The 25,539-nt window shown below is 49.8% G+C and carries 28 protein-coding genes; 1 reads left to right on the top strand and 27 read right to left on the bottom strand.

What is annotated here, in order from left to right; all coding sequences use genetic code 11:
• Window positions 1–223 precede the first annotated feature (223 nt).
• Window positions 224–982, top strand: coding sequence for a methyltransferase domain-containing protein (locus tag J7E85_RS05670; protein WP_215155884.1), 759 nt, complete (start codon window positions 224–226; stop codon window positions 980–982).
• Between the two features lie 70 nt (window positions 983–1,052).
• Here J7E85_RS05670 and J7E85_RS05675 read toward each other — a convergent pair whose 3' ends face one another.
• The 27 genes from J7E85_RS05675 to spoIVA form a co-directional block, all read right to left on the bottom strand.
• Window positions 1,053–1,640: a histidine phosphatase family protein gene (locus tag J7E85_RS05675; RefSeq protein WP_215155886.1), complete on the bottom strand. Its 588-nt coding sequence runs from the start codon at window positions 1,638–1,640 to the stop codon at window positions 1,053–1,055.
• A 28-nt stretch (window positions 1,641–1,668) separates the two neighbouring features.
• Window positions 1,669–2,271 (bottom strand): anti-sigma factor family protein, encoded by a 603-nt coding sequence (locus J7E85_RS05680; RefSeq protein WP_215155888.1) that lies wholly within the window; start codon window positions 2,269–2,271, stop codon window positions 1,669–1,671.
• Window positions 2,268–2,861 carry an RNA polymerase sigma factor gene (locus tag J7E85_RS05685; RefSeq protein WP_215155890.1) on the bottom strand — a complete coding sequence of 198 codons (594 nt, stop codon included), beginning with the start codon at window positions 2,859–2,861 and terminating at the stop codon, window positions 2,268–2,270. The genes J7E85_RS05680 and J7E85_RS05685 overlap by 4 nt, the downstream gene beginning before the upstream one ends.
• Window positions 2,862–3,272: 411 nt before the next feature.
• Window positions 3,273–4,361 (bottom strand): prephenate dehydrogenase, encoded by a 1,089-nt coding sequence (locus tag J7E85_RS05690; RefSeq protein ID WP_215156235.1) that lies wholly within the window; start codon window positions 4,359–4,361, stop codon window positions 3,273–3,275.
• A gap of 55 nt (window positions 4,362–4,416) precedes the next feature.
• Entirely contained in the window at window positions 4,417–5,514 is a 1,098-nt protein-coding gene (gene hisC, locus J7E85_RS05695) for a histidinol-phosphate transaminase (protein WP_215155892.1), read from the bottom strand.
• Window positions 5,515–5,554: 40 nt separating this feature from the next.
• Window positions 5,555–6,361: a tryptophan synthase subunit alpha gene (trpA, locus tag J7E85_RS05700; protein ID WP_215155894.1), complete on the bottom strand. Its 807-nt coding sequence runs from the start codon at window positions 6,359–6,361 to the stop codon at window positions 5,555–5,557.
• Window positions 6,358–7,554, bottom strand: coding sequence for a tryptophan synthase subunit beta (gene trpB / locus J7E85_RS05705; RefSeq protein WP_215155896.1), 1,197 nt, complete (start codon window positions 7,552–7,554; stop codon window positions 6,358–6,360). The genes trpA and trpB overlap by 4 nt, the downstream gene beginning before the upstream one ends.
• Window positions 7,551–8,222 carry a phosphoribosylanthranilate isomerase gene (locus J7E85_RS05710; protein WP_285228787.1) on the bottom strand — a complete coding sequence of 224 codons (672 nt, stop codon included), beginning with the start codon at window positions 8,220–8,222 and terminating at the stop codon, window positions 7,551–7,553. Before J7E85_RS05710 ends, trpB begins: the two co-directional genes overlap by 4 nt.
• A 15-nt stretch (window positions 8,223–8,237) precedes the next feature.
• The gene (gene trpC, locus J7E85_RS05715) at window positions 8,238–9,047 is read right to left on the bottom strand and encodes an indole-3-glycerol phosphate synthase TrpC (protein ID WP_215155900.1); all 810 of its coding nucleotides are present in this window, start codon (window positions 9,045–9,047) and stop codon (window positions 8,238–8,240) included.
• Window positions 9,037–10,077, bottom strand: a complete 1,041-nt coding sequence (gene trpD / locus J7E85_RS05720; RefSeq protein ID WP_215155902.1) for an anthranilate phosphoribosyltransferase — start codon at window positions 10,075–10,077, stop codon at window positions 9,037–9,039. Before trpD ends, trpC begins: the two co-directional genes overlap by 11 nt.
• 19 nt (window positions 10,078–10,096) lie before the next feature.
• The gene (gene trpE, locus J7E85_RS05725) at window positions 10,097–11,650 is read right to left on the bottom strand and encodes an anthranilate synthase component I (RefSeq protein ID WP_215155904.1); all 1,554 of its coding nucleotides are present in this window, start codon (window positions 11,648–11,650) and stop codon (window positions 10,097–10,099) included.
• A gap of 359 nt (window positions 11,651–12,009) precedes the next feature.
• Window positions 12,010–12,384 (bottom strand): chorismate mutase, encoded by a 375-nt coding sequence (aroH, locus tag J7E85_RS05730; RefSeq protein ID WP_009595253.1) that lies wholly within the window; start codon window positions 12,382–12,384, stop codon window positions 12,010–12,012.
• Between the two features lie 3 nt (window positions 12,385–12,387).
• Window positions 12,388–13,482: a 3-dehydroquinate synthase gene (gene aroB, locus J7E85_RS05735; protein WP_215155906.1), complete on the bottom strand. Its 1,095-nt coding sequence runs from the start codon at window positions 13,480–13,482 to the stop codon at window positions 12,388–12,390.
• 1 nt (window position 13,483) lies between these two features.
• Window positions 13,484–14,653 (bottom strand): chorismate synthase, encoded by a 1,170-nt coding sequence (gene aroC, locus J7E85_RS05740; protein WP_215155908.1) that lies wholly within the window; start codon window positions 14,651–14,653, stop codon window positions 13,484–13,486.
• Between the two features lie 170 nt (window positions 14,654–14,823).
• A complete protein-coding gene (locus J7E85_RS05745; protein WP_215155910.1) occupies window positions 14,824–15,624 on the bottom strand; it encodes a CheR family methyltransferase in 801 nt (266 codons plus the stop codon).
• A 40-nt stretch (window positions 15,625–15,664) separates the two neighbouring features.
• Window positions 15,665–16,108, bottom strand: a complete 444-nt coding sequence (gene ndk / locus J7E85_RS05750; protein WP_215156237.1) for a nucleoside-diphosphate kinase — start codon at window positions 16,106–16,108, stop codon at window positions 15,665–15,667.
• A gap of 111 nt (window positions 16,109–16,219) precedes the next feature.
• Window positions 16,220–17,194, bottom strand: coding sequence for a polyprenyl synthetase family protein (locus J7E85_RS05755; RefSeq protein WP_215155912.1), 975 nt, complete (start codon window positions 17,192–17,194; stop codon window positions 16,220–16,222).
• Between the two features lie 190 nt (window positions 17,195–17,384).
• Window positions 17,385–17,987, bottom strand: a complete 603-nt coding sequence (locus J7E85_RS05760; RefSeq protein WP_213645127.1) for a UbiX family flavin prenyltransferase — start codon at window positions 17,985–17,987, stop codon at window positions 17,385–17,387.
• Entirely contained in the window at window positions 17,987–18,859 is an 873-nt protein-coding gene (locus J7E85_RS05765; protein ID WP_215155914.1) for a UbiA-like polyprenyltransferase, read from the bottom strand. The genes J7E85_RS05760 and J7E85_RS05765 overlap by 1 nt, the downstream gene beginning before the upstream one ends.
• Window positions 18,852–19,583, bottom strand: coding sequence for a demethylmenaquinone methyltransferase (locus J7E85_RS05770; RefSeq protein ID WP_215155916.1), 732 nt, complete (start codon window positions 19,581–19,583; stop codon window positions 18,852–18,854). Before J7E85_RS05770 ends, J7E85_RS05765 begins: the two co-directional genes overlap by 8 nt.
• 36 nt (window positions 19,584–19,619) lie before the next feature.
• Window positions 19,620–20,480 carry a heptaprenyl diphosphate synthase component 1 gene (locus J7E85_RS05775; protein WP_215155918.1) on the bottom strand — a complete coding sequence of 287 codons (861 nt, stop codon included), beginning with the start codon at window positions 20,478–20,480 and terminating at the stop codon, window positions 19,620–19,622.
• Window positions 20,481–20,592: 112 nt separating this feature from the next.
• Window positions 20,593–21,135, bottom strand: a complete 543-nt coding sequence (locus J7E85_RS05780) for a hypothetical protein (protein ID WP_215155920.1) — start codon at window positions 21,133–21,135, stop codon at window positions 20,593–20,595.
• A 126-nt stretch (window positions 21,136–21,261) separates the two neighbouring features.
• Window positions 21,262–22,209 carry a 1,4-dihydroxy-2-naphthoate polyprenyltransferase gene (locus J7E85_RS05785; protein WP_215155922.1) on the bottom strand — a complete coding sequence of 316 codons (948 nt, stop codon included), beginning with the start codon at window positions 22,207–22,209 and terminating at the stop codon, window positions 21,262–21,264.
• Window positions 22,210–22,337: 128 nt separating this feature from the next.
• Window positions 22,338–22,910, bottom strand: a complete 573-nt coding sequence (locus tag J7E85_RS05790; protein WP_076320960.1) for a DoxX family membrane protein — start codon at window positions 22,908–22,910, stop codon at window positions 22,338–22,340.
• 172 nt (window positions 22,911–23,082) lie between these two features.
• Window positions 23,083–23,307 carry a trp RNA-binding attenuation protein MtrB gene (gene mtrB, locus J7E85_RS05795; protein WP_071223937.1) on the bottom strand — a complete coding sequence of 75 codons (225 nt, stop codon included), beginning with the start codon at window positions 23,305–23,307 and terminating at the stop codon, window positions 23,083–23,085.
• Between the two features lie 84 nt (window positions 23,308–23,391).
• Entirely contained in the window at window positions 23,392–23,664 is a 273-nt protein-coding gene (locus tag J7E85_RS05800; RefSeq protein ID WP_006209463.1) for an HU family DNA-binding protein, read from the bottom strand.
• Window positions 23,665–23,923: 259 nt separating this feature from the next.
• Window positions 23,924–25,402: a stage IV sporulation protein A gene (spoIVA, locus tag J7E85_RS05805; protein ID WP_076320959.1), complete on the bottom strand. Its 1,479-nt coding sequence runs from the start codon at window positions 25,400–25,402 to the stop codon at window positions 23,924–23,926.
• Between the last annotated feature and the right edge of the window lie 137 nt (window positions 25,403–25,539).

The raw sequence follows: 25,539 nt of genomic DNA on the forward strand, positions 1-25,539 counted from the left end.
ACTAATTGTTACAGAGAATTCGCTTATAATGTATTGCATCTAAATCAAATGAAAAACCGCTTTATATGAAGGTAATTATTCAATCACTACAGGAGGAATAAAATCATGAGAACTCCAGAACATGAGATATAACTAGGTGCAAATCGAATTCGAGGGCCTCCCTTAAGAGCTTTTTATAAAAATGAAAGAACCATTCATTATAAAAGCTTGGAGGTTATGTGAAATGATAAAAGATGCAGAATTTATGGCCTTTATTCAAGATATGGATCAACCATTTTCAGGATGGGACTTCTCACGAATTACAGCTTCAGGCCGCATGCAGTCCCATGCTCTCCCCTGGTCTTTGGGCAGCATGGTGATCCCGCTAATGCGAGATGCCACTACGATGCTGGACATGGGTACGGGTGGAGGAGAGTTCTTATCTTCCCTCCAGCCACTTCCGGAAACGGTCTATGCAACCGAAGGGTATAAACCAAACGTACCGATTGCACAGCAAAAACTTGAACCGCTTGGCGTAAAGGTTGTCTATTTTGAAGAGGATTCCTCACTTCCGTTGAAGGATCATTTTTTTGATCTGATCATCAATCAGCATGAATCCTATTCTGTGGCGGAAATCAAAAGAATTCTTAACGATCATGGTGTGTTCGTAACCCAACAAGCCGGGGGAACCGACTGTTATGGAATCAACGATTGGTTTGATGTTCCGTTAAATGAAGAGTTCGCTCATTGGGGTCTGAGGACCGCTGTCCAAGAACTGCAGGATCACGGTTTCAACGTCACCTTCAGCCGGGAGGACTTTTCACCGCAGCGGTTTTACGACATCGGTGCACTGATCTATTACCTACAGGCGATCCCTTGGCAGATTCCTGATTTTACGGTGGAACGCTACCTCGAACCTTTATATCAGATTCATCGGGTTATCCGGACTAAGGGTTACTTCGAGGTGCAGCAGCATCGGTTTATTTTAATAGCAGAAGCGTAAAAATTATCCTAGAAACAATAAAAGAGCCTTCCCGCGGGAAGGCTCTTACTACTATTCATGAAGCTCCATGTTACGACTGTTTTGTCAACAGATGCTTGGTACAGTTAAAAAGCAAGGGCGACCAGTCATCATCTTTTCTCTCCAGGACGGTGAGCGACAGATTACCGATCCGCTCGCTCAGGACGCCACGGCACACCAGCTTGTATAGCTGCGCTAAAAAACCACCGTGGCTGACAACCAGAATATTGGCATCCGGGTGTTTATGCCACATATCATCCAGAAAGACAAGCCCCCTGGATTGAAGCTCCAGATCCGTCTCCTGTCCCAAATCGAGCAGGTGCCAATCGGCACCGAACCGCGATTCACGCTCTTCCGCTGTCAATCCTTCCACCTGACCGTACTTGCGCTCACGCAAACGGTTATCCGGTGGCATCAATGGAATGTTCAGCATGGACGAGATGATCTTTGCTGTTTCCTCAGCACGGGAGAGCCCGCTGCTAACCGCAAAGTCCCATTGGTAAGGCTCCTGCAGAAGTCTTTCCCCAAGCAAACGCGCTTGACGACGACCTTCCTCATTCAGTGGTATGTCCGTTTGGCCTTGGATTTTGCCTAACGCATTCCAATCCGTTAATCCATGACGGACCAAGCCGATTTGCATGCCGCATCTCCTCCATCCTAACCATTTTTTATCTTCTGACCCGATTTAATTTCTTCAGGAAGAACATGGCGAATCCGATGCCCAATAGGGATAGTATCATCCAATATTCTGGCTGGGTCGGGCTCATATCAACCACAAAAGGATCAATAATGCCGCTGTTGGTTTTCGGAATGTTATAATCGTCCTGAGTGTTCAGGGTTTGGGCCGTGTCGGCCACCCCCGTAGGGATTATCCCTGTCGTTACCGCTTCCGGAATCGGCTCCGGCTGGTTGCCGGTCGCTGCAAAATAAACGAAGCTGCATACAAACAGAGCCAAAAAACCGGCAATCATAAGTGTCAGCCGTTTGCGGAACACTCGGCTTACCGCCCGACTCTTAGATGTTTCCTCCACCAGCCATGGGAAATCACGATAAATGCGGTCCATCACGTTGCGGTTGATCTGTTCAGCGTCCATGTCGGGGATCTCATGCTCCAGAACATGAACCATGTTCTGGCTTTCCACCCACATTTCGTACTCCGCTGCACATGAGCTGCAGGTTTGAACATGTGCGATCAGCCGTTGTCGCCGCAGATCATTGTCCGGCAAATCCCAGACAGTTTCCATCAGCTCTTGGGCTTCATCGCAAGTCATCTATTCTTCATCCCTCTCAGATCCTCATAAACCGGCTCATAAAAATAGGGTTCGAGCTGAATTTTGACACTGCCGCGAGCTCTGAACAACAACGACTTAACCGAACTGACACTTTGACCTAAAATATCTGCGATTTCCTGATAATCCAGTTGATCATACTCCCGAAGAATCAGCGCCGATCTCTGTTTCTCCGGTAAATTATTTATTGCTTCCCTTACCATATGTACTCGTTCACTGCGTAGTATGGCCTGCTCCGGAGCAACTTCCATCGGAGCCACTGGCACGACCCCACTCTCCTCCAGCGGCAATGTGCCGCTTCGATGCTTGCGCAATTCGCTGAGCACGGTGTTGCGGGCAATGGTATAGAGCCAGGTCGAGAAGGATGCATCCACTTCCCGGAATGAGTGCAAGCTCCGGAAAGCCTTATAAAATGTTTCTGAACATAAGTCTTCAGCCATAAGCTCCATGTGCGAACTTTTTAACATATGATAGACAAATGCTAATATTTTTCTCTGATAACGCCGCATTAATTCGGAATAAAGTTCGGTGTTGCCTTGCTTAATTTCTTGGATTAGTTGGGAATCCGTCATATGATTTTTCGTTCCTCCTTCACCATCCGGTGCCTCTTCCCTGTCCTATACATCTCCACGGATGCAATGATCAAGGATTTGTGCAAAAGTACCGTCAAACCATATATAGTTACGCCTCAAGATGTCTGACTATTCTATGTATTTGGCAATTTCCCCAAATCTTCTACACTAGCACTCTAGCATTATAGCACATCTTGGAGAAAAGTTCAGGTTTGTGGCAGTAGGTTTGCCATGGATAGGAAAAAAGACAAAAAAAATCCGCCTTCAACATTGAAGGCGGTTGCACACAGTGCAATATTTTGGATAGGAGTGGAGAGAAACCATACTGTACTTTTATTATATGTATACGTTTTCATTTTGTCAACACTGAAAACGCATTTATTTCCGGTTGTTTAAAAAACAACCGGAAAATTACTGGTACACCGAGTGCCCTTGCGACAACAATAGCTCCTTAGCCCGCTCCTGCTCAATTTCATTGCGGAAGGAAAGGCGCATCACGCCCGGCACATCTTCTCGACTCTCGATAATCTGCATGTTGCTGAGGTTGATGCTATTCGTCCCCAAATCCGTCGCGATGCGGCCGATGATACCCGGATGGTCAGGCACGTCCAGATACAGATCGTATTGGGATACAATCATCCCCTTCCGTCGCTCTGGGAGCACGCTGCGGAATTCCCCCGCTCTGCGGAAGGCCTCTTCAATAGCTGCCCCGTCCTTCGACTCCAGCATATCCATGAAACGCTGAATTCCTTCGTTCCAATCTCGTAAAAGCGGCAGCATGACATTACGATTATTTAATAGAATGTCCCGCCAAACGACCGGGTCACTGGAAGCGATACGGGTAATATCCCGAAAGCCGCCTGCAGCCAGCGTACGGTACAACGGATTATCGTCATTATAGGAGCTGATCTGGTTCACCAAAGCCACTGCGATCACATGAGGCAGATGACTGATGGCTCCAACAATCTCATCGTGCAGTCTCGGCTCCACCTTTACAATGTGTGCACGCGTATACGATAGAAGCTCTACAAGTACGTCCACCTTCTCCTGAGGGACTTCATCCGGCGGAGTAAGCACATAATATGCATTCTCGAATAATACGGTGGAAGCAGCGCCTACACCGGATCTTTCCGAACCAGCCATCGGATGTCCTCCGATAAAGTAGGCATCCTTCAGCGCAAGTTGGGATGCGCATTCGGCAATACTCGCTTTGGTACTGCCTACATCCGTAATAATGCATCCGGGTTTAAGCCGCAATTCACTCAGACGTTTTATGTACATCTCGAGACTTCCCACCGGAACACACAAAAATATGATGTCCGCGCCCTGGGCAGCTTCTTCTACCGAAAGCGTAACTTTATCGACAACTCCCTTAGCGATAACCTGGTCGGCATACTCATGTGTGTGGGCATAACCGGTCACGGTTATGCCTGGTTTTCCTTTGAAGTTTAATGCTAACGAACCGCCGATCAAGCCGACGCCGAATATAGAAATTTCCATGGTCATGTTCTCTCTCTCACTCGTTTCTAGCTGCGATTATTGTTATGTCATTAGATTAGGCTGGAGCATTTACTTCCTGGAGCACTTGTTCCAATGCGCCGATGAAAGCCTTATTCTGTTCTTCAGAGCCAACGGTTACGCGAATGTAGTTCGGGTAAACTTCAAATCCCGGACGTACGATAATGCCTTTACTTAGCAGGGACTTGAACACTTCGGTGCCCGGCTTCTTCACATCCACCATGATAAAGTTACCGTTCGCAGGGAAATAGGATAACCCAAGACGATCAAACTCCCGCTGGACATAAGTGATTCCCTCGGCATTCAATTGACGGCATTTAGCTACGAATTCCTGATCTTTCAGGGCTGCCTTTGCCGCCACTTGGGCCAGGCGTCCTGTATTAAACGGCTCACGTACCCGGTTAATCAAGGAAATAACCTCAGATTGCCCGATGCCGTAGCCGATGCGAAGGGCAGCTAGGCCGTATATTTTGGAGAAGGTACGCAGGATTACCAAATTCGGATAACGTTCCATTAACTTGATGCTGGCCGGATACGAGGCGTCCGTTACATATTCAAAATAAGCTTCATCGAGAACAACCATCACGTGAGCCGGGACTTCATCCAGGAAAGATACCAGCTCGCTTTCGGAAACGATGGTTCCGGTCGGATTATTCGGATTGCACACCCAGATGATTTTGGTTTTGTTCGTAACGGCTTTGACCATGCCCGGCAGATCATGCTTACCGTTAACCAGAGGTACCTCAATGCTTGTTGCGCCTTCAATATCCGCATTCGTTTTATACACCGAGAAGGTCTGATCGGCCATAATGGTTTCGTCTCCCGGCTCCAGGAACGCCCGAATGATGAGGGCGATGATTTCATCGGATCCACATCCGAAAATAATCTGATTGCGTTCAATACCAAGCTGCTCAGCAAGCTCCGCCGTTAAATCAGCCGCACTTCCATCCGGATACAGGCTGAGCGTACCGAGTTCAGCTGTAATCGCTTCGGTTGCTCGGGGCGAGCAGCCGTATGGATTCTCGTTGGAGGCCAGTTTAATGACAACATCCAAGCCTAATTCTTTTTTGACTTCTTCGATGGGCTTTCCGGGTTGATATACAGGAAGATTAACAATTTGTGCTTTCGGTTTCATACGATATTCGCCTCACCTTTCATAACTGCTATGGACAACACTAACCCTTTAATTGTGACACAAACTCCCTGATTTGCAAAAGTCCCTGCTGTCTTGTCTCTTCCTTCTCAAGAAAAGGAATCGTCGATTCGATCTGACGCACGATGGCACTGCCAACAACGACGCCGTCGCAGATTTTCGAGAATCTGGCAACCTGTTCCCCGGACGAAATGCCAAAGCCAATCGCGATGGGCACGTTGCTGTACTGCTTCACCGTTTCAAGAAATGATTCCACTCCCGAATAAAAATCGGTGCGCTCGCCTGTCACGCCAAGCGAGGATACGCAATACACAAAGCCGGTCGCTTCCGAAGCGATACTCGCAATCCGTTCATGGGAGGTAGGTGCCACCAGCGGAATCAGGTGAACGTCCGCGGCATGAGCCCGTTTCCGAATCTCTTCGGATTCTTCCACCGGCAGATCCGGAATGATCAACCCGCTGATATCATTCCTTACCACTTCTTCAAAGAAAACATCCAGTCCGGTCTGCAGAACCGGATTGTAATAGGTGAACAGAATGAACGGCAGCTTACTGCCCCGTTCTCTCGCCAGGCGCGCAGTCTCCATGCAAGTGCGAATGGTCACCTTGCTCTTCAGGGCGCGCTCGGAAGCACGCTGGATGACCGGGCCATCGGCGAGGGGATCAGAATAAGGAACACCGAGTTCGATGATATCGACTCCTGCAATTTCAAGCTCATGAATGATATCTAGCGTCGATTTCACGTCCGGATCCCCAACGGTCAGATAAGGAATCAAGGCCGTCTTGTTTTGTTGTTTCAACGACGCAAAGGTCTGGTCAATTCGGTTCATTCGGTTTTCCCTCCCGTGTAAGCCATGATGGACTCCACGTCCTTGTCACCGCGACCGGACAAATTAATGACGACGATATCGTCTTCGGTCCACGCGGGCGCCATTTTTACTGCTTGTGCTACGGCATGCGCTGATTCCAGCGCAGGAATAATACCTTCCGTGCGGCATAGCAGTTGCAAGGCATCCAATGCCTCTTGGTCTGTTATAGGCACATACTGCACACGCTCAATATCTTTTAAGTAGGAGTGCTCAGGTCCAACGCCGGGATAATCAAGGCCGGCAGAAATAGAATGCGCCTCCTGTACCTGTCCATACTCATCCTGAAGCAAATAACTCATCGATCCCTGGAATACGCCATGGGTCCCCTTGGACATGGTAGCCGCATGAAAATCGGTATCTACCCCTTTGCCAGCCGCTTCGACACCGATCAAACCGACTTCCTTATCTTCCAGGAAGGGGTAGAACATGCCGATCGCATTGCTCCCTCCACCGATTGGTGCAAGGATCACGTTGGGCAGTCTTCCTTCCGTATCCAGAATCTGCTTGCGGGTCTCGTCACCGATAATCCGCTGGAAGTTCCGCACCATCATCGGATACGGATGCGGACCTACTGCGGAGCCAAGTACATAGAAGGTATCCTCTACGTTGCTGACCCAGTAGCGAAGCGCCTCGTTGCCGGCATCTTTCAGCGTTCGGCTTCCGGACGTCACCGGAATCACTTCGGCTCCGAGCATTTTCATACGGAATACATTCAATTGCTGCCGCTTGGTATCCTCTTCGCCCATGAACACCTTGCATTCGAGACCGAGCAGAGCGGCTACGGTTGCAGTGGCAACGCCATGCTGCCCGGCTCCCGTTTCGGCAATGACCTTGCCTTTGCCCATACGCTTGGCTAACACGCCCTGAGCAATGGCGTTGTTGATTTTGTGTGCGCCTGTATGGTTCAAATCCTCACGCTTCAGATAAATTTTAGCCTTGCCGAGGTGTTTGCTGAGCCGCTCGGCATAATATAACGGCGTTTCCCGTCCGGAATACTGTTTAAGCAAATAAGCAATCTCCTCTTTGAACGCAGGATCCTCCGAAAAGCGGTTATACTCTTGTTCAAGCTCTATTAAAGCGTTCATGAGTGTTTCCGGTACGAACCGGCCACCAAACACTCCGAAACGTCCATTACGATCAGGAAGCTGTGTCATTTCCCCTTCACCCTTTCTACGAAAGCAATCACTTTGTTTATGTCCTTCACGCCAGGTTCACTCTCAACGCCGCTGGATACATCCACGCCGTACGGAGCGTATTGACCTATTAAATGCGATACATTATCCGAATCCAATCCGCCGGCTACAAACAAGGGGATCCCTTGCCGTTTCGCCCACTGCTGGTAAGGTGGGATGAGATCCCAGGCAAATGTCGTACCAGACCCTCCGCCATATACCGGATCGTACGTGTCGATCAACAATCCGTCGATGCTGCCCGCATACGGATCCAGTGCTGACAGACGTTCCGCTTCCGAGCGGTCACTCTCGATCGATACTGCCTTAAAAACGGAAACCGGGAAGCGCTCCTTCACTTCCCGGCAAAATTGCGGCGATTCCTGACCATGCAGCTGCACGACGTCGAGCGCTGCTTCTCGTAGAAGCTCTTCCAGCTCATCCAAATCAGGGTTAACCAAGACGCCGACGGCGGCGGGAATTTTGTCATGATCCCATTCCCGCAATACTTGCATAAGCTGCGCAGCCTGCCGCGGAGATACCTTCCGCCGGCTCTTGGCAAATACGAATCCGATATAATCCACAGGTAAGTTTATCATAGATTTTAGCACTTCAACGCTTTGAAGTCCACATATTTTTAGCGCCGTACTCATCACTTAATATCCCCTTTATTCTATGTCTGCAGCGATCGGCAAGGGTCCCATCAGATCGTTTACTGCACGGAACACATCCTGCTGGCGCATGAAATGCTCCCCTACCAGAACACCATGTGCCCCAACATAATGCAAGTAGGAAATATCGGCGGGGCCTGATATTCCGCTCTCGCTGATCAACGTAACTCCCTGCGGAACTTGTGCCGCGATATCCGCCGTTGTCTGCAGTGATGTTTCAAAGGTCTGCAGATTGCGGTTGTTAATTCCGATAAGCTGAGCTGTTCCCAGCTTAAGAACCGATTCCAGCTCCTGCCCATCATGGACCTCAATCAGGCAATCCAAGCCAATAGAGCCGGCGATGTCTATAAACTCCGCGATCCGTTGCGGCTCCAGTATGCTCGCGATCAAGAGAACCGCGTCCGCACCCAACAGGCGCGCTTCGTAAATCTGAGTCTCGTCGATAATAAAATCCTTGCGCAGCAAAGGAATATTGACAGCCGCCCTTACCGCTTTCAAATACTCTCCACTACCCTGAAAATAGTCCTTGTCGGTCAGCACGGATAGGCAATCGGCATCGGCTGCCTCATAAGCTTTGGCGATCATAATCGGGTCAAAGTCCGGACGAATTAACCCTTTGGATGGCGAAGCCTTCTTCACCTCGGCGATTAACCCCATGCTGCGTTTACGCCCCGTGGACAACGCCTTCTCAAAACCGAGAGTCGGCGGTAAATCCGCGATTTGCCTCTTGGCCTCCGAGATGCTGAATGTTTCTCGCAGTTGGGCAACCTCTCTGCGCTTCGTTTCGACTATTCGATCAAGATACATAACTCATTTCCCCCGTTCTTGAGATCAACTGCTCCAGCTTGGACTGAGCCAGCCCTGAATCGATGGCTCCCGCTGCGCGCTGCACACCTTCGGCCAAACTATCCGCAAGCCCAGACACATAGATGCAGGCACCGGCATTGGCAAGCACGATATCCCGATATGCACTGCGCTCACCACGCAGCACCGATCCGATGATGGCTGCGTTCTCTTTGGCATCACCGCCCAGAATATCGCTCATCGGATGAATTGACAGTCCCAGATCATGCGGATGAATATCATAAGTTCGGACTTCTCCGCCGCGGAGCTCGGAGACTCGCGTAGGCTCAGAGATGCTGATTTCATCCAAACCATCATGGCTGGTCACCACCATGGCCCGCTTTAAGCCAAGCTCCTTGAGCACTTGCGCGATGGTTTCCGTTTTGTTCATATCGTAAATCCCGAGCATCTGCCGATCAGCACCCGCCGGATTTGTCAAAGGCCCCAGCATATTAAATACGGTTCGAACCCCGAGCTCTTTGCGAGGAGCAGCCGCATGTTTCATAGATGGATGATAGATTTGGGCAAACAGGAAACAGATTCCGATGTCGTTCAGACAGGCTGTGGCTTGCTCTGCCGTCAAGTGGATATTGACGCCCAGCGCCTCCAGCACATCCGCGCTGCCCGCCCGTCCCGATGCCGAGCGGTTGCCGTGTTTGGCCACTCTGACCGATACCGAGGAGGAGATTATGGCGGATACGGTAGAGATGTTAAACTTATGAATCCCGGATCCTCCGGTGCCGCATGTATCCAGCAGCTGGTTTCGCTCGGTAACGACGCGCCCGCCCGCACCACGCATCGCCTCGGCGAAGCCGGTGATCTCTTCGACCGTCTCCCCCTTCATTCTCAAAGCAGTAAGCAGCGCCCCGATTTGAGAATGGGTTGCCTGGCCTTCCATAATGGACTGCATGACCCCGCGTGCTACGTCCCGGCTCAAATCTTGACCTTGAATCAGCTTCGTAAGGCTGGATTGCATCGTTTCCATGACGTTCATTACGTTCTCCTCCTTCGGTTTAAGGTGTGTATTGGTACAGATAATCCTGATTAATTAAATCGTTAGCATCCGTGCTGGACGGGAACATCGCTTCCGCGACGCGGATCGCCTTCAGCATCCCTTTGGCTTTGTTGACGGTTTCTTCATATTCCTTCTCCGGTACCGAATCCCATACGATGCCTGCCCCCGCCTGAACATAAGCTTTACCCTGACGGAAAATGATCGTACGGATCGTAATGCAGGAATCCATATTGCCGCCAAAGCCGAGATAACCGATGGCCCCGGCATACGCACCTCTGGCCTCCCGCTCTAGCTCCGCAATGATTTCCATTGCCCTAAGTTTCGGAGCTCCGGATACCGTCCCTGCCGGCAAGCAGGACAGAAAAGCATCGAAGAAATCCTTATCCTCACTCAGTTGACCGGATACGCTGGATACCATATGCATCACATGGGAGTATTTTTCAATCTCCATGAACGTGTCGCACTTCACCGTGCCGAACTCTGACACACGGCCCAGGTCATTACGCCCCAGATCCACCAGCATCAAATGCTCGGCGCGTTCCTTCTCGTCCTGCAGCAGCTCATCGGCCAGCGCCTGGTCTTCGGCCTCATCGCTGCCTCTAGGCCTGGTGCCTGCAATCGGTCTTGTTTCCAGTCTTCGTCCATCCACCTTCACCAGGGCTTCCGGCGATGTGCCCACAATAATGTCGTTGTCCATTTTGAGATAATACATATACGGTGAAGGATTCAGCGTTCTCAATACTCGGTAGACGTGAAGCGGCGATACTTCGGTCTCAATATGGAAGCGCTGAGACAATACCACCTGGAAAATGTCCCCTGCGCGAATGTACTCCTTCGCTTGCTCCACGTTGGAGAGGTACTTCTCTTTTGTCATATTGGATTGAATGTCGCCCATATCAACATCCGCCGGAATGCCTTTGGAGTTCACGTTCTCCCGCGGTCCCTGCTCTTGCAGCTGCTCGGCTGCTTCTTCCAAGGTGCGGCATACATCCCGATAGCTTTGCCGAATGTTTTCGTCCGAATCACCCGGTTTCACGTGTACGTTGCCAACCAGCATGATCTGCTGTTTCACATGGTCGAAGACAATGACTTGATCGCAAAACATGAACCTTATATCATCCATTCCGAGATCGTCCATCGCATGTGCCGGAAGCTTCTCATAATATTGGAGCAGGTCATATCCAAAAAATCCGATAGCCCCTCCGGTAAAAGGTGGCATCTCCTTCAGCTGCGGGCTGCGGTACGTTCGCAGCAGCGCTTTTAACTCCTCGACAGGCTTTCCTTTCAGCAGGGAACGCTCTCCGTTCCTTTCAATTTCGATCTTGCCTTTTTTACCCGTGATCATTAAGAAGGGGTCTGTTCCGATAAACGAATACCGTGCCCACTGTACTCCACCCTCAACGCTTTCAAGTAAAAATGCCCGCTTCCGTTCCGCATACCGCTGAAAAATGCGAATCGGGGTTTCCATATCGGCTAACAGTCTGATCGCTACCGGAATCAGGTTATATTCACCTGCCGTAGCCACCACTTGCTCCATTGATGGATTCGCCATGTCAATCCCTCCTTAATTGATCGTATACAACAACAAAAAAACCTCTACCGAAGTAGAGGTTAACGTTCAGAATAAGTCTATGAAAAAAGAGCGTGGTCAAGGAATTCCAACTATTCAACGACAAACTACAGCGGCTGTTGTTCCTTAGACGGATACAAGAAATAGGCTTGTAACCAGCCGTGTGAACGTGCTGTACTATTCATCATGAAATCAAGTTCATCCTTAATCCCGATTATGTTATTACCTAAAATGCCTCAGCTCTTCTCAACTCAACTCATCTGTAAAACCTAACTCTACTCAGCTATTCTGATATCACTATACAGGATGATGCCGTGTTACTGCAACCCTAAATTTCAACATCAAGCGTTGGAGCCTGATAAATCCGGACGCAGCCGCTTGGCTTCGTTCAAATACACATGCTTGATCTCGCTCTGGCTTTTGTCCGTATTGACCTGCACCATAAACCGGATGCAGCGCGGCAGACTGCCTTGAACCGGTATTTCAACCGAACACATTAAAGGGACGAGATCCCAGCCCTCCAGTTGGCGTATCGCTTTGGCCGGAAACGTCGCATCCAGATCCTGTGTCATCGTAATCCATATGTTGCTGATATACTCCGGCTGGAGCTCGTTGCGTCTCACCATCTCTTCAAGCAGCCGCAGCGTTTCCTGTACAATCTCCTGCTCATCGTTACGGGTGACGGTTGTCGCCCCCCGGATTCCCCGATTCATCATGAACTATCCCTCTCCCTTCAACTGTTCGACCACAGTTCGAACAGCTTCTACCGGTACATCCTTAACGATGCTGACGGAGCCGATGGATTCCGGTACGATAAATACCATATTCCCCTCGGCAAACTTTTTATCGTGCTGCATCGCATCCATAATCCGCTCAACCGAGACGTCACCCGGCAAGGTTACCGGCAGATTCACCGCCTTCAGCATGCTCACTGTCTCGTTGTACAGATCCGCAGATCTGCCAAGCTTTTCGGCAAGACGGGCCGAGCCCGCCATTCCGATTGCAATCGCCTCACCGTGCAAAAAGCGTCCGTAGCCGCCAACCGCTTCAATGGCATGGCCGATGGTGTGCCCTAGATTAAGGATGGCACGCAAACCACCTTCCCGCTCATCCTGGGATACGACGTTCGCCTTGATCGCACATCCGCGCTCCAGGCCGTATATCAGTGTATCGGGATCGAGGCTCAGCAGCTTCGAGCCGTTCTCCCGGCACCAATAGGCAAAATCACGGTCCAGGATCAAGCCATGCTTCACCATTTCTGCAAGACCAGAAGATACCTCACGCGGAGGCAAAGACATCAGCGTATTCACATCGTAAACCACCATCACCGGTTGATGAAACGCGCCGATCATATTTTTAGCTAACGGATGGTTGACCGCCACTTTGCCGCCGACGCTGCTGTCATGGGCCAGGATAGTGGTCGGGATCTGAACAAATGTCACGCCGCGCATGTACGTTGCCGCGACGAATCCGGCCAAATCACCCACAACACCGCCGCCCAGCGCAAATACTGCCGAGCTGCGGTCCAGCTTACCGTTGATCGCTGTCGTCATTACCTCTTCATAGACCTGAAGCGATTTGGAGGATTCACCGGAGGGGACAATGTGAGAAATAACCGTATATCCTTCCGACTTTAACTGCTCCTCCACTTGAGACAAATAATGAGGTGCTACCTTATCATCCGTTACGATCAAATGCGGGCTCTTGCGTGTAATTCCATGCTTCGTGCTTAACTCACCAATCGTATCCAAAATCCCCGCTCCGATATAAATCGGATATGAACGCTCTCCCAGCTCCACCTGAAGTGTTCTCATATCAGTAGTGCTCCAGCTGCTTCAGGTAGTTCTGGTAATTCGCATGAATTTCTTCCATCGAATCACCGCCAAACTTCTCAAGAAACGCCCTCGCTACCTCCCAAGTCACCACATGCTCCATAACAACGCTGGCTGCCGGAACCGCACAGGCATCCGAGCGTTCAACCTGAGCCGTGAAAGCTTCCTTCGTATCGATATCCACGCTTTGAAGCGGCTTGTACAGCGTTGGAATCGGCTTCATGACGCCGCGAACAACGATCGGCATGCCGTTGGTCATCCCGCCTTCAAATCCGCCCAGGCGATTGGTTGCGCGGTGGTATCCGCGCTCTTCACTATACATTATCTCGTCATGCACCTGGGAACCGGGCAGTTCGCCTGCTTCAAATCCGATGCCGACCTCAACACCCTTAAAAGCATTGATGGACATCACGCCTTGTGCGATGCGGCCATCCAGCTTGCGGTCATATTGGACATGGCTGCCCAGTCCGACCGGCAAGCCTTCGATGATACATTCCACGATGCCGCCAATGGAGTCGCCCTCTTTTTTGATCTGATCTATGTAGGCTTCCATCTTCTTCTCCGTCTCTTCATCCACGACGCGAACCGAGGAGGCTTCCGTACGCTCGATCAGCTCATCAATCGAAAGATTATGCGGGGGAGCTTCGATCTCGCCAATCCGGATGACCTGGCCTGCCACTTTGACGCCGAATTGTGCCAGGAATTGTCTGGCGATAGCGCCAACCGCTACGCGGACTGTGGTTTCACGGGCACTGGAGCGTTCCAGCACATTACGCAGATCCTTCAGGTTGTACTTCAAACCGCCGTTCAAGTCAGCATGCCCCGGTCTTGGGCGGTGCACCCGTCTTTTCACCTCGTCGTTACCTTCAATCGGCTCCACATTCATAATGTTCTGCCAATGCTTCCAGTCGTTATTCTGCACGACCAACGCGATTGGCGCACCGGTTGTATATCCGTGACGCACACCCCCAAGGATTTGCGCGGTATCCTTCTCGATCTGCATGCGGCGGCCCCGGCCATATCCCTTCTGTCTCCGATGAAGCTGAAAGTTCAATGCTTCAAAATCAAGCTCCAAATTGCTTGGAAGTCCTTCGATTATGGTAGTCAACTGAGGACCGTGTGTTTCCCCAGCAGTTAAAAAGCGTAAGCTCATGATGCTTTTCCCCCTTTAAACTTTTAAGCGTTAAACCGCTAAACTCCGTAAATATCTTCTGCTCATTATAGTATAGGTCTAACGCTTTGACAAGAATGCCACGGGACAAGCAAAAGCGCCTCTCATCCTCCGGATTGAAAAGCGCTTATGCGTTATGATAGCCATTTCTATTAAATTTTGCGGTAGAAGAAAGTCTCGTTGCTCTCCAGATTATATTGTCCAGGATTAAAGATCTGCTCCGTGCTGCCCACAAACAAAAATCCGCCTGGCTTCAGGCTTGACGCAAACTTCTGGTACAGCTTATGCTTGGCCCCTTCCGTGAAATAAATCATCACGTTTCGGCAAACAATCAGATCATATCCAGTCTCAAACCGGTCCGTCAGCAAATTCTGCTTATGAAAGGTTACTTCCTTCTTCAAATGCTCACTGAAGCGATACACCGAACCTTCTTCCTTAAAATAGCGGGCGGCTACATCCGGAGGCACATCCTTCAACGACCTCTCGACATATAGGCCTTCCTTCGCTTTATGTAATGCCCCATCATCAATGTCTGTCGCCACAATACGCGCACGGCTCAGCATGTTCTGTTCGGACAGTATCATGGCAAGCGTAAATGGCTCCTCACCCGTGGAGCAGGCGGCACTCCATATTTTCAATATCCCGGGATTCTGCCGGGATATCTCTTGTAATATTTTGTCACGGAGAACTTCCCACCGGTTGGGATTGCGCCAAAACTCCGAGACATTAATTGTCATCCGGTCCAAAAACTCATGAAATAATGGCTTGTCCTTCATCATCGCGTCATAGAAAGCCGAAAAGGTTTCAAACCCCTTCTTCAAACGCAGCGTTGTCAGCCTTCGCTTCATCTGCGCCTCTTTATAATCTGCCAGATTGATCCCCGTGCTCCGTTCGATACTGCGAACAAAGCCGATGTAATCCGGATCATCCAGCACAGGTTCATGTTCCGTCATCGTATCATCCTGTTTAATCAGATTATGCCGCTTCCTTAGCTTACAGCCAAGGGGACAGCGTCTTGTTATACTCAATCAATTCCTTCTCTTCAAAGAAATTGGCCATTTCGCGTTGCGCGCTCTCCGGTGAATCCGATCCATGAATCAGATTGTGCGGGGTATGGGCTGAAAAATCCCCCCGAATCGTCCCGGGCAGCGCATCCTTCACATTCGTTTTGCCGATCACTTGGCGGGACAAAGCAATGATGTCGTCCCCTTCCCAAACCATCGCAAACACCGGTCCGGACGTTATAAACCCAACCAGGTTTTCAAAAAAATCTTTGCCTTCATGTTCCGCATAATGGCGCTTGGCCTGCTCGTCTGAAATCTGCAGGAACTTGCCTGCAACCAGCTTGAATCCTTTATCCTCCAAACGGCCGACGATTCGGCCGATCAGCCCACGCTGTACACCATCCGGTTTAATCATTAAAAAAGTACGTTCCATTGGCCTCATCACGCTTCCCCTCATTCTAGGATATTGAACAATCATTCCATGCTCAGGTGATGTTACATGTTTGTACCCGTATTTTAACAGAAAGCAACCTCATGGTTAAGGCTAATATGACCGCTTCGTAATAAAATTTGCGATATCTCTAAGCTGTTTTTTGGTCTTGATGTCAGGCAAAGTATCCAATGCGTCCAATGCTTTACGGATATACTGATCAGCTAGTGCCTCAGATCTCGATATACCATCGCTAGAGGTTACAAGCTTCACAGCGTCAGTCACATCACACAGACCATTCAGTGTATGAATCCGATCCAGCTCTTGCAGCAGCGGCTCCCTCCGCTTGCTATCTTCGAGCGCAAATATAACGGGCAGCGTAATATTCCCCTGCCTCATATCGCTCCCCGGCGGCTTGCCAATCTGCTTCTCCGTCCCGCATAGATCCAAAAGATCGTCTTGAATCTGAAAGGCCATGCCGACGTTATATCCGAATCGATACAGGCTGTTTGCGACCTTGCGGTCTGCATCCGCAGCCAGTGCTCCGAGCTGGCAGCTGACGGCGATCAAGAGCGACGTCTTGCGACGAATGCGAAGAAGATATCTTCTGACGTCCTGATCGGTATTAAAGAAATCGCGAATCTGCTCCATTTCGCCGATAGACATTTCGACTATGGCCTTGGCGAGAATCTGATGAATCTCTGGCTGCTTCAGGTGGGTCGTCAACTCCAGCGCCTTGCCGTAAATATAGTCGCCGGTATACATGGCAATCCGGTTATCCCATTTCGCTTTTACCGTTGGCTTCCCGCGCCGCGTGTCCGCATCATCGATCACGTCATCGTGAACGAGCGATGCGCTGTGAATCATCTCGAGCGGCACGGCCACATATTTCAGCTTGTCAATGTCATAGTCGCCGAACTTACCGCCCATCAGTACAAAAACAGGACGAAGCCGCTTGCCTCCTGCTCTAAGCAGATGCAAGGAAGTCTCTGTTAGCTCGGGGCTGTCGCCCTCGACGCTGAGATAGAGTTCCTTCTCGATAACGTCCATATCTTTTTTTAATGTTCCGAATATGTCAAATCGTTTCATCTTTTCACCCATATGCTTAGATTCTCATTCCATAACTCCGGCACTACCTTGCGATCTTAGCAGGCCAAGTTGATCTACGACTTGAAATATAAGCTTAACCCTTCCTGTTGTCGTTCGTCAAAATCGCAGCACAGGTTCGTAGAGTCGTCATTTCAACAGCCGCTAACGCCTTCGATGCACCCCGGGCCTGCTAGTCTCCCCATCTCGTATACAGTTGATGTTCGATTCGCAAGCTGTCCAATACCTTGCCGACCAGAAAATTCACGATATCATCAATGGTCTTCGGTCCGTAATAGAACGCGGGCATCGCGGGAATGATTTTGACACCAAGCTTGGCCAGCGTCAGCATGTTCTCCAGGTGAATGGCATGCAGAGGCGTCTCTCTCGGGACAAGCACCAGAGGACGGCCCTCTTTCATCATCACATCCGCGGCGCGTCCCATCAGATTGTCGGAAGATCCGTGTGCCACTGAGGATAATGTCCCCATGGAGCATGGCATGATGATCATGCCTTCCACCAGGAAAGATCCACTGGCGATCGTGGCCCCGATGTCGGAGATCGGATGGTACATCACACTCCCCTCGTATCCGCCGAATTTCTCGGCCAGCACTTCTTCGCGGTTTCCTGCCTGAAAGCCCATCTCCTCCTTCAGGACACGCCACCCCGCATTGGAAATGATCAAATGCACATCATAACCCAGCGAGAGCAAGCTCTCGGTGAGGCGAACACCGTAGATGCTGCCGCTGGCTCCCGTAATACCGACAACCCAGCTTTTTCTGCGCATGGATTTCATCAGATATACCGCACCACCAAATCAATTAAAGTGAATACAAACAGGATGATGCTCAGTGTACTGTTCATCGTAAAAAAGGCGGTTTGCAGACGGCTCATATCGTTAGGCGACAAGATGTAATGCTGATAGAACAAAATTCCGCAGGCGATGATCATGCCGATCAGATACCACCAGCCAACCGGCGTGACAAAGAAAAGAATGATAAAGCCGATGGCCGTTACAATGTGAAATCCGCGTGCGAACCACAATGCTTTATGCAAGCCGAACCGGGATGGAATTGAGTACAGCTTTTCTGTTGCATCAAACTTCTCATCCTGGCAAGCGTAGACAATATCAAATCCCGCCGTCCAGAACGCAAGCGCGATATAGAACACAATGGCCTTCCAGTCGATTTGACCGGTTACCGCAACCCATCCGCCAAGAGGAGCCAACGCTGTTGTAAGCCCGAGCACCAGATGACAAAGCCAAGTAAACCGTTTGGTGTATGAATAAATAATAAGCATAAAAATAGCGATAGGCAGCAAACGGAAAGCAAATGGATCCAGCATGTAAGTGGCCCAGAAAAACACCGCGAAAGACAGAATAATGAATAAGATAACTTCCAGCGGCTTCAGCAGCCCTGCCGGAATGGCGCGATTTACGGTGCGGGGGTTCTTGGCATCGATATGCTGGTCCGTAAGCCGATTCAATCCGAACGCAGCGCTGCGTGCACCGAACATGGCAAGAAAGATCCAGCCGATATCTCCCCAGGATGGTAATTGGTCAAACACTACGGCCGATCCTAGAATCGCCCCCATAAAAGCGAAAGGCAGAGCAAACAGTGTATGCTCCACTTTAATCATTTCAAGATAAGTTCCTATTTTCTTAAACATCCAGATTCTCCTTGATCCCAATATGTAAGGCTGCTATGCCACCAGTCAAGGGATAGGCCTGAACCTGTTTAAGTCCGGTCTGACGGAAAGCTTCGGCAAGCTCCTCTCGTCCTGGGAACAAAGCCAGCGATTCCGGCAGCCACTTATACTGCTCGTAACGCTTGGCTACCAGTTTCCCCATCCGAGGCAGCACTTGTTGAAAGTAGAAATAATAAATGCCTTTGAACGGCTGCCAAGTCGGCTTGGACAATTCCAAACATACAACCATCCCGCCAGGCTTAACCACGCGTTTCATCTCATGCAGAACCTGCATGTAATCCGGCACATTGCGAAGACCGAAACCGATCGTCGCGTAATCGAACTGATTGTCTTCGAACGGCAGGCTCATGGCGTTTCCCTGAACCAGGTCTATCTGTTGGTCCAGCCCCTGTTTGGCAACCTTCCCCCGGCCGACATTCAGCATCCCCTCACTGAAATCGAGTCCGACTATGTGTCCTGATTCACTTGCCTGGGCCATACTGATCGTCCAGTCACAAGTACCACAGCATAAATCGATAGCTGTATTGCCTTGGCGCATATTCATCTTTTTCATCGTAAACTTGCGCCAGGCTTTATGTCTTCGAAAGCTCAGAATATCATTCATAATATCATATTTTCCCGAAATGCTTTCAAAGACGGAGTGGACGTATTGCTCTTTCGGATTTTTGCCATCATGTTTATTCATGTCTAACTTCGTTGTTTGATTATCCACAGCATCCCCCTACCCTTCACTTACGACGGACCTATACGTGCTGAGCCGTTTCAGGAACGGGTCCAGCATACCGGCGTACGGGCTCTCTCCTACACGGCTTGCCAGCAGCAGCTGTACGGCATTAACGGATTCGCGCAGCTTGTCCAGCAGCTTCTCCGAAACCTTGTGCCTCAGGATCAGCTTCCTCCAGTCCTTCATATCCGTCTTCTTGCTAACCAGCATTTTCCGTTCCTCGTCGCTCCCCGATTCGATCAGATGCCAGTACACGTAACCGCATCTGCCAATTTCAGGCGTCGCACAGCGTTCCATCTCCCGCACAAGCGTTTCACATTCCGTAAATTCCTTGAGCAGCTTCTCCCATGTTTCTTGTACGGACTTCTCAAGCAGCGGAGTAAAAGAAAGAAACAGCTGCATATTCAGCTGTACCGTTAGCCGTAGATATTCTTCAGAAGGCAGCAGCGTTTTCTTCATTTTGCCGTACAATCTCATCTTCAACACGTTCACATCGCTAACAGCCTTGCTAAGAAGCGAGATGACAGCAATTTCGCCCTTTAAGGCAAGGAGTTGATAAAAACGACTGCTGAAGTAATCCCCTGCAAGCACCTTTAACTGCCGGGATCGCATCATCGCCTCTCCTTGATTGCCCTCCGTAACGTCGATGCTCTCATGCGTATCGAGTCCCACTTGAACCAGTGAGGTAACCAGTGCGTACAATTCTTCATGACCGGCAAGATTTCGTCCCGAATCCTTTAAAAATATGTATAGCAAATGAACACGGGCATCCGGAAAATTCGGAAGTTCCGTGTGGTTTTGAATCATATCATAATTTAAATATTTCTCTGCCAGTTCTGGTACGCGATACGATTTCATTCTCAGCCTCCGTGCACTTGATGTTCTTTTGTCCAATTGAGCCCACAATCCAATCTATTATAACACATGTTCAAGACACGTACATGCCCTGTCACTTACTATTTTACCCCTATCATGGGCTGCTGAACTGCTTTAGCCAAAGATTCGTAAACGTTAGGTTAAGAGCGGCGGCAATAGATGGCGGAACATCGCCGTTCTCAAGTTGGGTTAGAGCTTCTGCATAGCGTGAGTCCCAGGTATCCTTGCTCATATTCGAAGCCAGCAGCATATACCGCTTCCCTCCCCAACGATCGATGGCTACTACTCTTAGATACAACTGCTGCACATTATCCGTTCCCTCGAACGTAAAGGACATAATGCTGGCGATATCCTCATAAACCTCGGCGGCCGTCTCCGCGGGGTCGCTCAATTTGATATCCAGCGTCAACGCGCCTTCATCATAATCTGCCCGGCTTATTTTCAGATGAAGAGGAAGATTCTTTAGGGAGTCCACTAATCCGGCATCGCTTAATTCGCGGCTGTGATAGGGTATCGCCGCTGTCACAGCGCCGACCTTATAACGGGCTTGCGATTGAAGCCCCATTAACAGTGCGAGCATGATGAATGCAATCGCCGCGGGCAGGAGTACGGCTCGTACAGATTGCCAGTGCTTCATATCCTAAACCTCCTCTATTCCTAGTTTCTTCTGGTCCTCATTAGTCCATACCTCATTGTATAAAGAAAAAAAGCAGGCTATGCCTGCTTCAGGTAAAACGAACCGTATTCGGTTTAGAAAAAAGGGTCAAGTCAATGCCACTGCTACCCCCAGCGCGGCGATCCGCGCCAGATTCATGAGCACGAAATTTTGCACCGCGATCACAAATGTCTTCTCTTTGGAAGGATGGGCGGTGAAAACGGCGCTTTTTTTATAAATCGGGACAAGGGTGACAAACACCAGAAGCACTAACACGGGGTGCACCTTCATCAGGAGAAGAGCCGCCAGGTCCAGATATGCAAGACAATACAGAATTCGGAACAGCTTTAGAGAAGGTCTGAATCCTATATATACCGGCAGCGTATACCGCTTATTCTCCATATCCTCATCCATGTCGCAGATGTTGTTGGCCAGCATGATGTTGGCAATCCCAAGTATGGCCGGCAGTGATACCACCAGCAGCAGCAGTACCTCAGGAAGGTTCACCTGAAGGGACAGAACGCTGCCGTGCAGGTCCAAAACCGCCAGATAGCTTCCCTCCGCATGGATCCAAGCCGAAATAAGTATAATGACAAATCCCATAAACAATCCGGAGAACAGCTCGCCTAGCGGCATCCGCGAGATCGGAATCGGTCCGAACGAATATAATATCCCTACGGCAAAAGACAATCCCCCGAGCAGCAGGATCAACCAGCCCGTAGAGAGGAATAGCGCGATCCCCGCACCAATGGCTGTCAAGAGCAGCAAGATGATGACGGACACCACGGCAGGCTCCTTAAGATTATAACGTACAATGGCATTGTGCTCCTCGTAACCGAAGCCGTTCTTTTTAATCGCTTTTTTATAATCGTAATAGTTATTGATTGCCGTCGTTGCCATATCAAACGACAGCAATGATGCGAGCATCAGGGCAAAATGATACCCATCGAACTGCTGAAAACGAAACAGTGCATACAAAGTTCCGAACAGGAACGGAATCATGCTGGCTACCTTTGTCTGAATTTCCACCAGTTTAAAAAAAGCTCGGATTCCCATGACCATCATCCTTTATCCAATTGATCTGATTTCAGATTAAAGGATTTCATGGCCGCGGTCTGTTGGAATTGTACTTGACAAACGCGTTTGCAAAAGTGACGAATGTTACTTTTAGAGTAAAATCAAATTTATTCTGGAATGTCCTGATCCTTGCGCCTGCGGCTCCAAGGCGTACCCAGCAGCGGCAGCGCCCAACGGTCCAGACCATACCAGCCCGCCACTTTCCAGGCCATTACCAGCCATGTGGCCAATATAAAGAATAACGGATTGGAGCTTACCGTGCCCGCGAATAAAAAGCTGGCATTCATTAATCCGCCGAAAAACGCGGCAATGCCCGTCAGCAGACCCAAAATCAGCCCGAGTCCGACCAACACCTCACCGAAGGACACCATATACGAAAACAGCTTGGCGTTGGGAAGCACAAACCCTTCGAGAAAAGAAGCATACCATCCGGTGACGTCCTTCCCCTCTTCCGCCTTAGCCAGCGCTCCCCCGACAAACCCCTGAATGGCCGCGCCGGCTTCGCTTCCCGTCCAGGCTTCCGCCGTCAGCTTTTTCAGCCCCGACGTTAACCAAGAATAACCGAGATACAGCCTCACTAGCAGCCAAATCCAGCCGGAGCGAGTACTGCTGAACAGAAACAGGGATACCGGATTTTCAGGGACCACCACATATTGTCCCTCTCTAAATTGCTTTGCCATGATTTCTTTAAACATCCTTTCGTATTTTTATTCATTCCGCTAGTATATACAACGTTCGCGAATCCAACAAGGGTCCTTTAACAATTGATTAACACACAATCTTTCCACGGAAACATCAAACATAAAAAAGCCCCACCAATTTGGTGGGGCTTAGCCAAGATGATAAGTCTAATCAGATGCCGGATTCAATCTTCCCGTGTTTGGTCATGACCTCAGCTTTGCCGCGGATTTTGACCGCAGATGTATGATCCGTGAACTGGGCGATGATGACCTCGCCTTTGTCCAGCTTCTCGGTATGATGAAACCGGGTGTCCTGACCGCGGGTAAGGCCAATCACCTGCACGCCATGGTCCAGCGCTTTAACGATAAAATAATCCCCGTTTTGAACGTTCTCCATTGTTCAGACCTCCTCACCGTAAGCTAAAAGAAAAGGCCGTGAACGAATTCACGACCTGTGCTCTTAGGTAATATGTAGAAATCTTTATTTGATTCCGTCTTTGAGCGCTTTACCAGGTTTAAATGCAGGAATTTTGCTCGCAGGGATTTCGATTTCTTCACCTGTTTGCGGGTTGCGGCCTTTCCGTGCGGAACGCTCGCGAACCTCGAAGTTGCCAAAGCCGACCAGCTGTACCTTGTCTCCACTTTGCAAAGCTTCGGAGATTGCATCGAAAACGGCATCAACCGCTTTAGTTGCATCCTTCTTGGAAAGCTCAGTAGATTCAGCTACTTGTGTAATCAGATCCGATTTATTCATTCTTTCACCTCCCCAATAAGGAATGTGCTCCACTTGCTATTCACTGTTTCCGTTTTACCGCAAATTATACGTGCAATCGGGTATTTTACCCCTATCTCGCGTTTAGAATGCATGACGCGGAACAAATTTATAGTAATACAGCCACCTCATAATTTCAAGCGTTTTGCTCTGCCCAACCAAAGAAAACACGAAAAACAGCCGCTAATCGGGACTTTAGACCCGTTAGCGACTGCGTATTCAACACCTTATCGATACTCACTTAAAGAATGATCGCGATCAAACCGCCGGAACCTTCGTTGATGATCCGACCTAAAGTTTCTTGCAATTTATATCTCGCATTATCAGGCATCATCGCGATTTTGCCTTGAATGCCTTCACGGACGATCGAGTGCAGCGAGCGTCCGAATATATCGGATTCCCAAATCTTGATCGGATCGTTCTCGAAATCCTGCATCAGATAGCGCACAAGCTCTTCGCTCTGCTTCTCTGTGCCGATAATCGGCGAGAACTCGGATTCCACATCGACTCGAATCATATGGATGGAAGGCGCGGTCGCTTTCAATCTTACCCCGAAGCGAGTGCCTTGACGGATAAGCTCAGGCTCATCCAGCGCCATCTCAGCCAGGGAAGGAGCAGCGATACCGTAACCTGTCGTTTTAACCATTTCAAGCGCTTCAGCAAAGCGGTCGTATTCCCGTTTGGCATGGGAGAACTCCTGCATCAACTGCAGCAAATGATCTTTACCGCGAATCTCGACACCCACAACCTCCATCAAGATCCGGTCATACAGTTCATCAGGTGCGAAGAGATCGATCTCGGCAACGCCCTGACCCATATTCATGCCGCTAAGTCCAGCATGGTTGATGAAGTCATACTCCATGAACTGGCTGACCACCCGATCCACGTCACGCAGACGGCGGATATCCTTCACGGTATCTCTGACCGAGTTCTCATAGTTGCTGCGCAGCCAGTGGTTCTCGTTAAGCACCATAACCCAGCTAGGCAGATTGACGTTCACTTCATGCACTGGGAACTCATACAATACTTCACGAAGAACACCGGTTACATCATCTTCGGTCATCGTAGCTGCACTTAGTGTCATTACTGGAATGTCGTATTTCTCAGCCAGCTCATTACGCAGCTGAAGCGCTTCTTCACTGCGTGGACGCGTCGAGTTAATGACCACCACGAATGGCTTGCCGACTTCCTTCAGTTCCTCGATGACTCGTTCCTCAGCGTCAACATAAGAGCTTCGCGGAATTTCCGCAATGCTTCCGTCTGTTGTGACGACAACGCCAAGTGTGGAGTGCTCCTGGATGACTTTGCGGGTTCCGATTTCTGCCGCTTCCTGAAACGGAATCGGCTCTTCGAACCATGGCGTCGAGATCATTCTTGGGCCATTCTCATCCTCGTAGCCCTTAGCGCCTTCAACGGCATAGCCTACACAATCCACCAATCTGACGTTGACCTCAAGACCTTCCGTAACTTTGATCTGTACCGCATTGTTTGGCACAAATTTCGGCTCGGTTGTCATGATTGTTTTCCCTGCAGCACTTTGAGGCAGCTCATCGACAGCTCTTACTCGATCCGCCTCGTTCGTAATGTTCGGGAGAACAACCGTCTCCATAAACCGCTTGATGAAGGTTGATTTTCCCGTACGGACGGCACCGACAACACCTAAGTAAATGTCCCCTCCGGTCCGTTCGGCAATGTCCTTAAAAATGTCCACTTTTTCCAAAAGAGATCCCCTCCTCAAATTACTCCGAAGGAAAAATGCTTTAAGAGCATCCGCTTCGTGTTCCACTCATAGCCAAAGCCATTGCAACAGATGAGCAGCCTTTACAATGTCGCCAGCATCCCGCCGCCGGTGTTCCA

The organism is Paenibacillus sp. ISL-20 (genome assembly GCF_018613005.1).
Taxonomy (GTDB): Bacteria; Bacillota; Bacilli; order Paenibacillales; family Paenibacillaceae; genus Paenibacillus_AQ.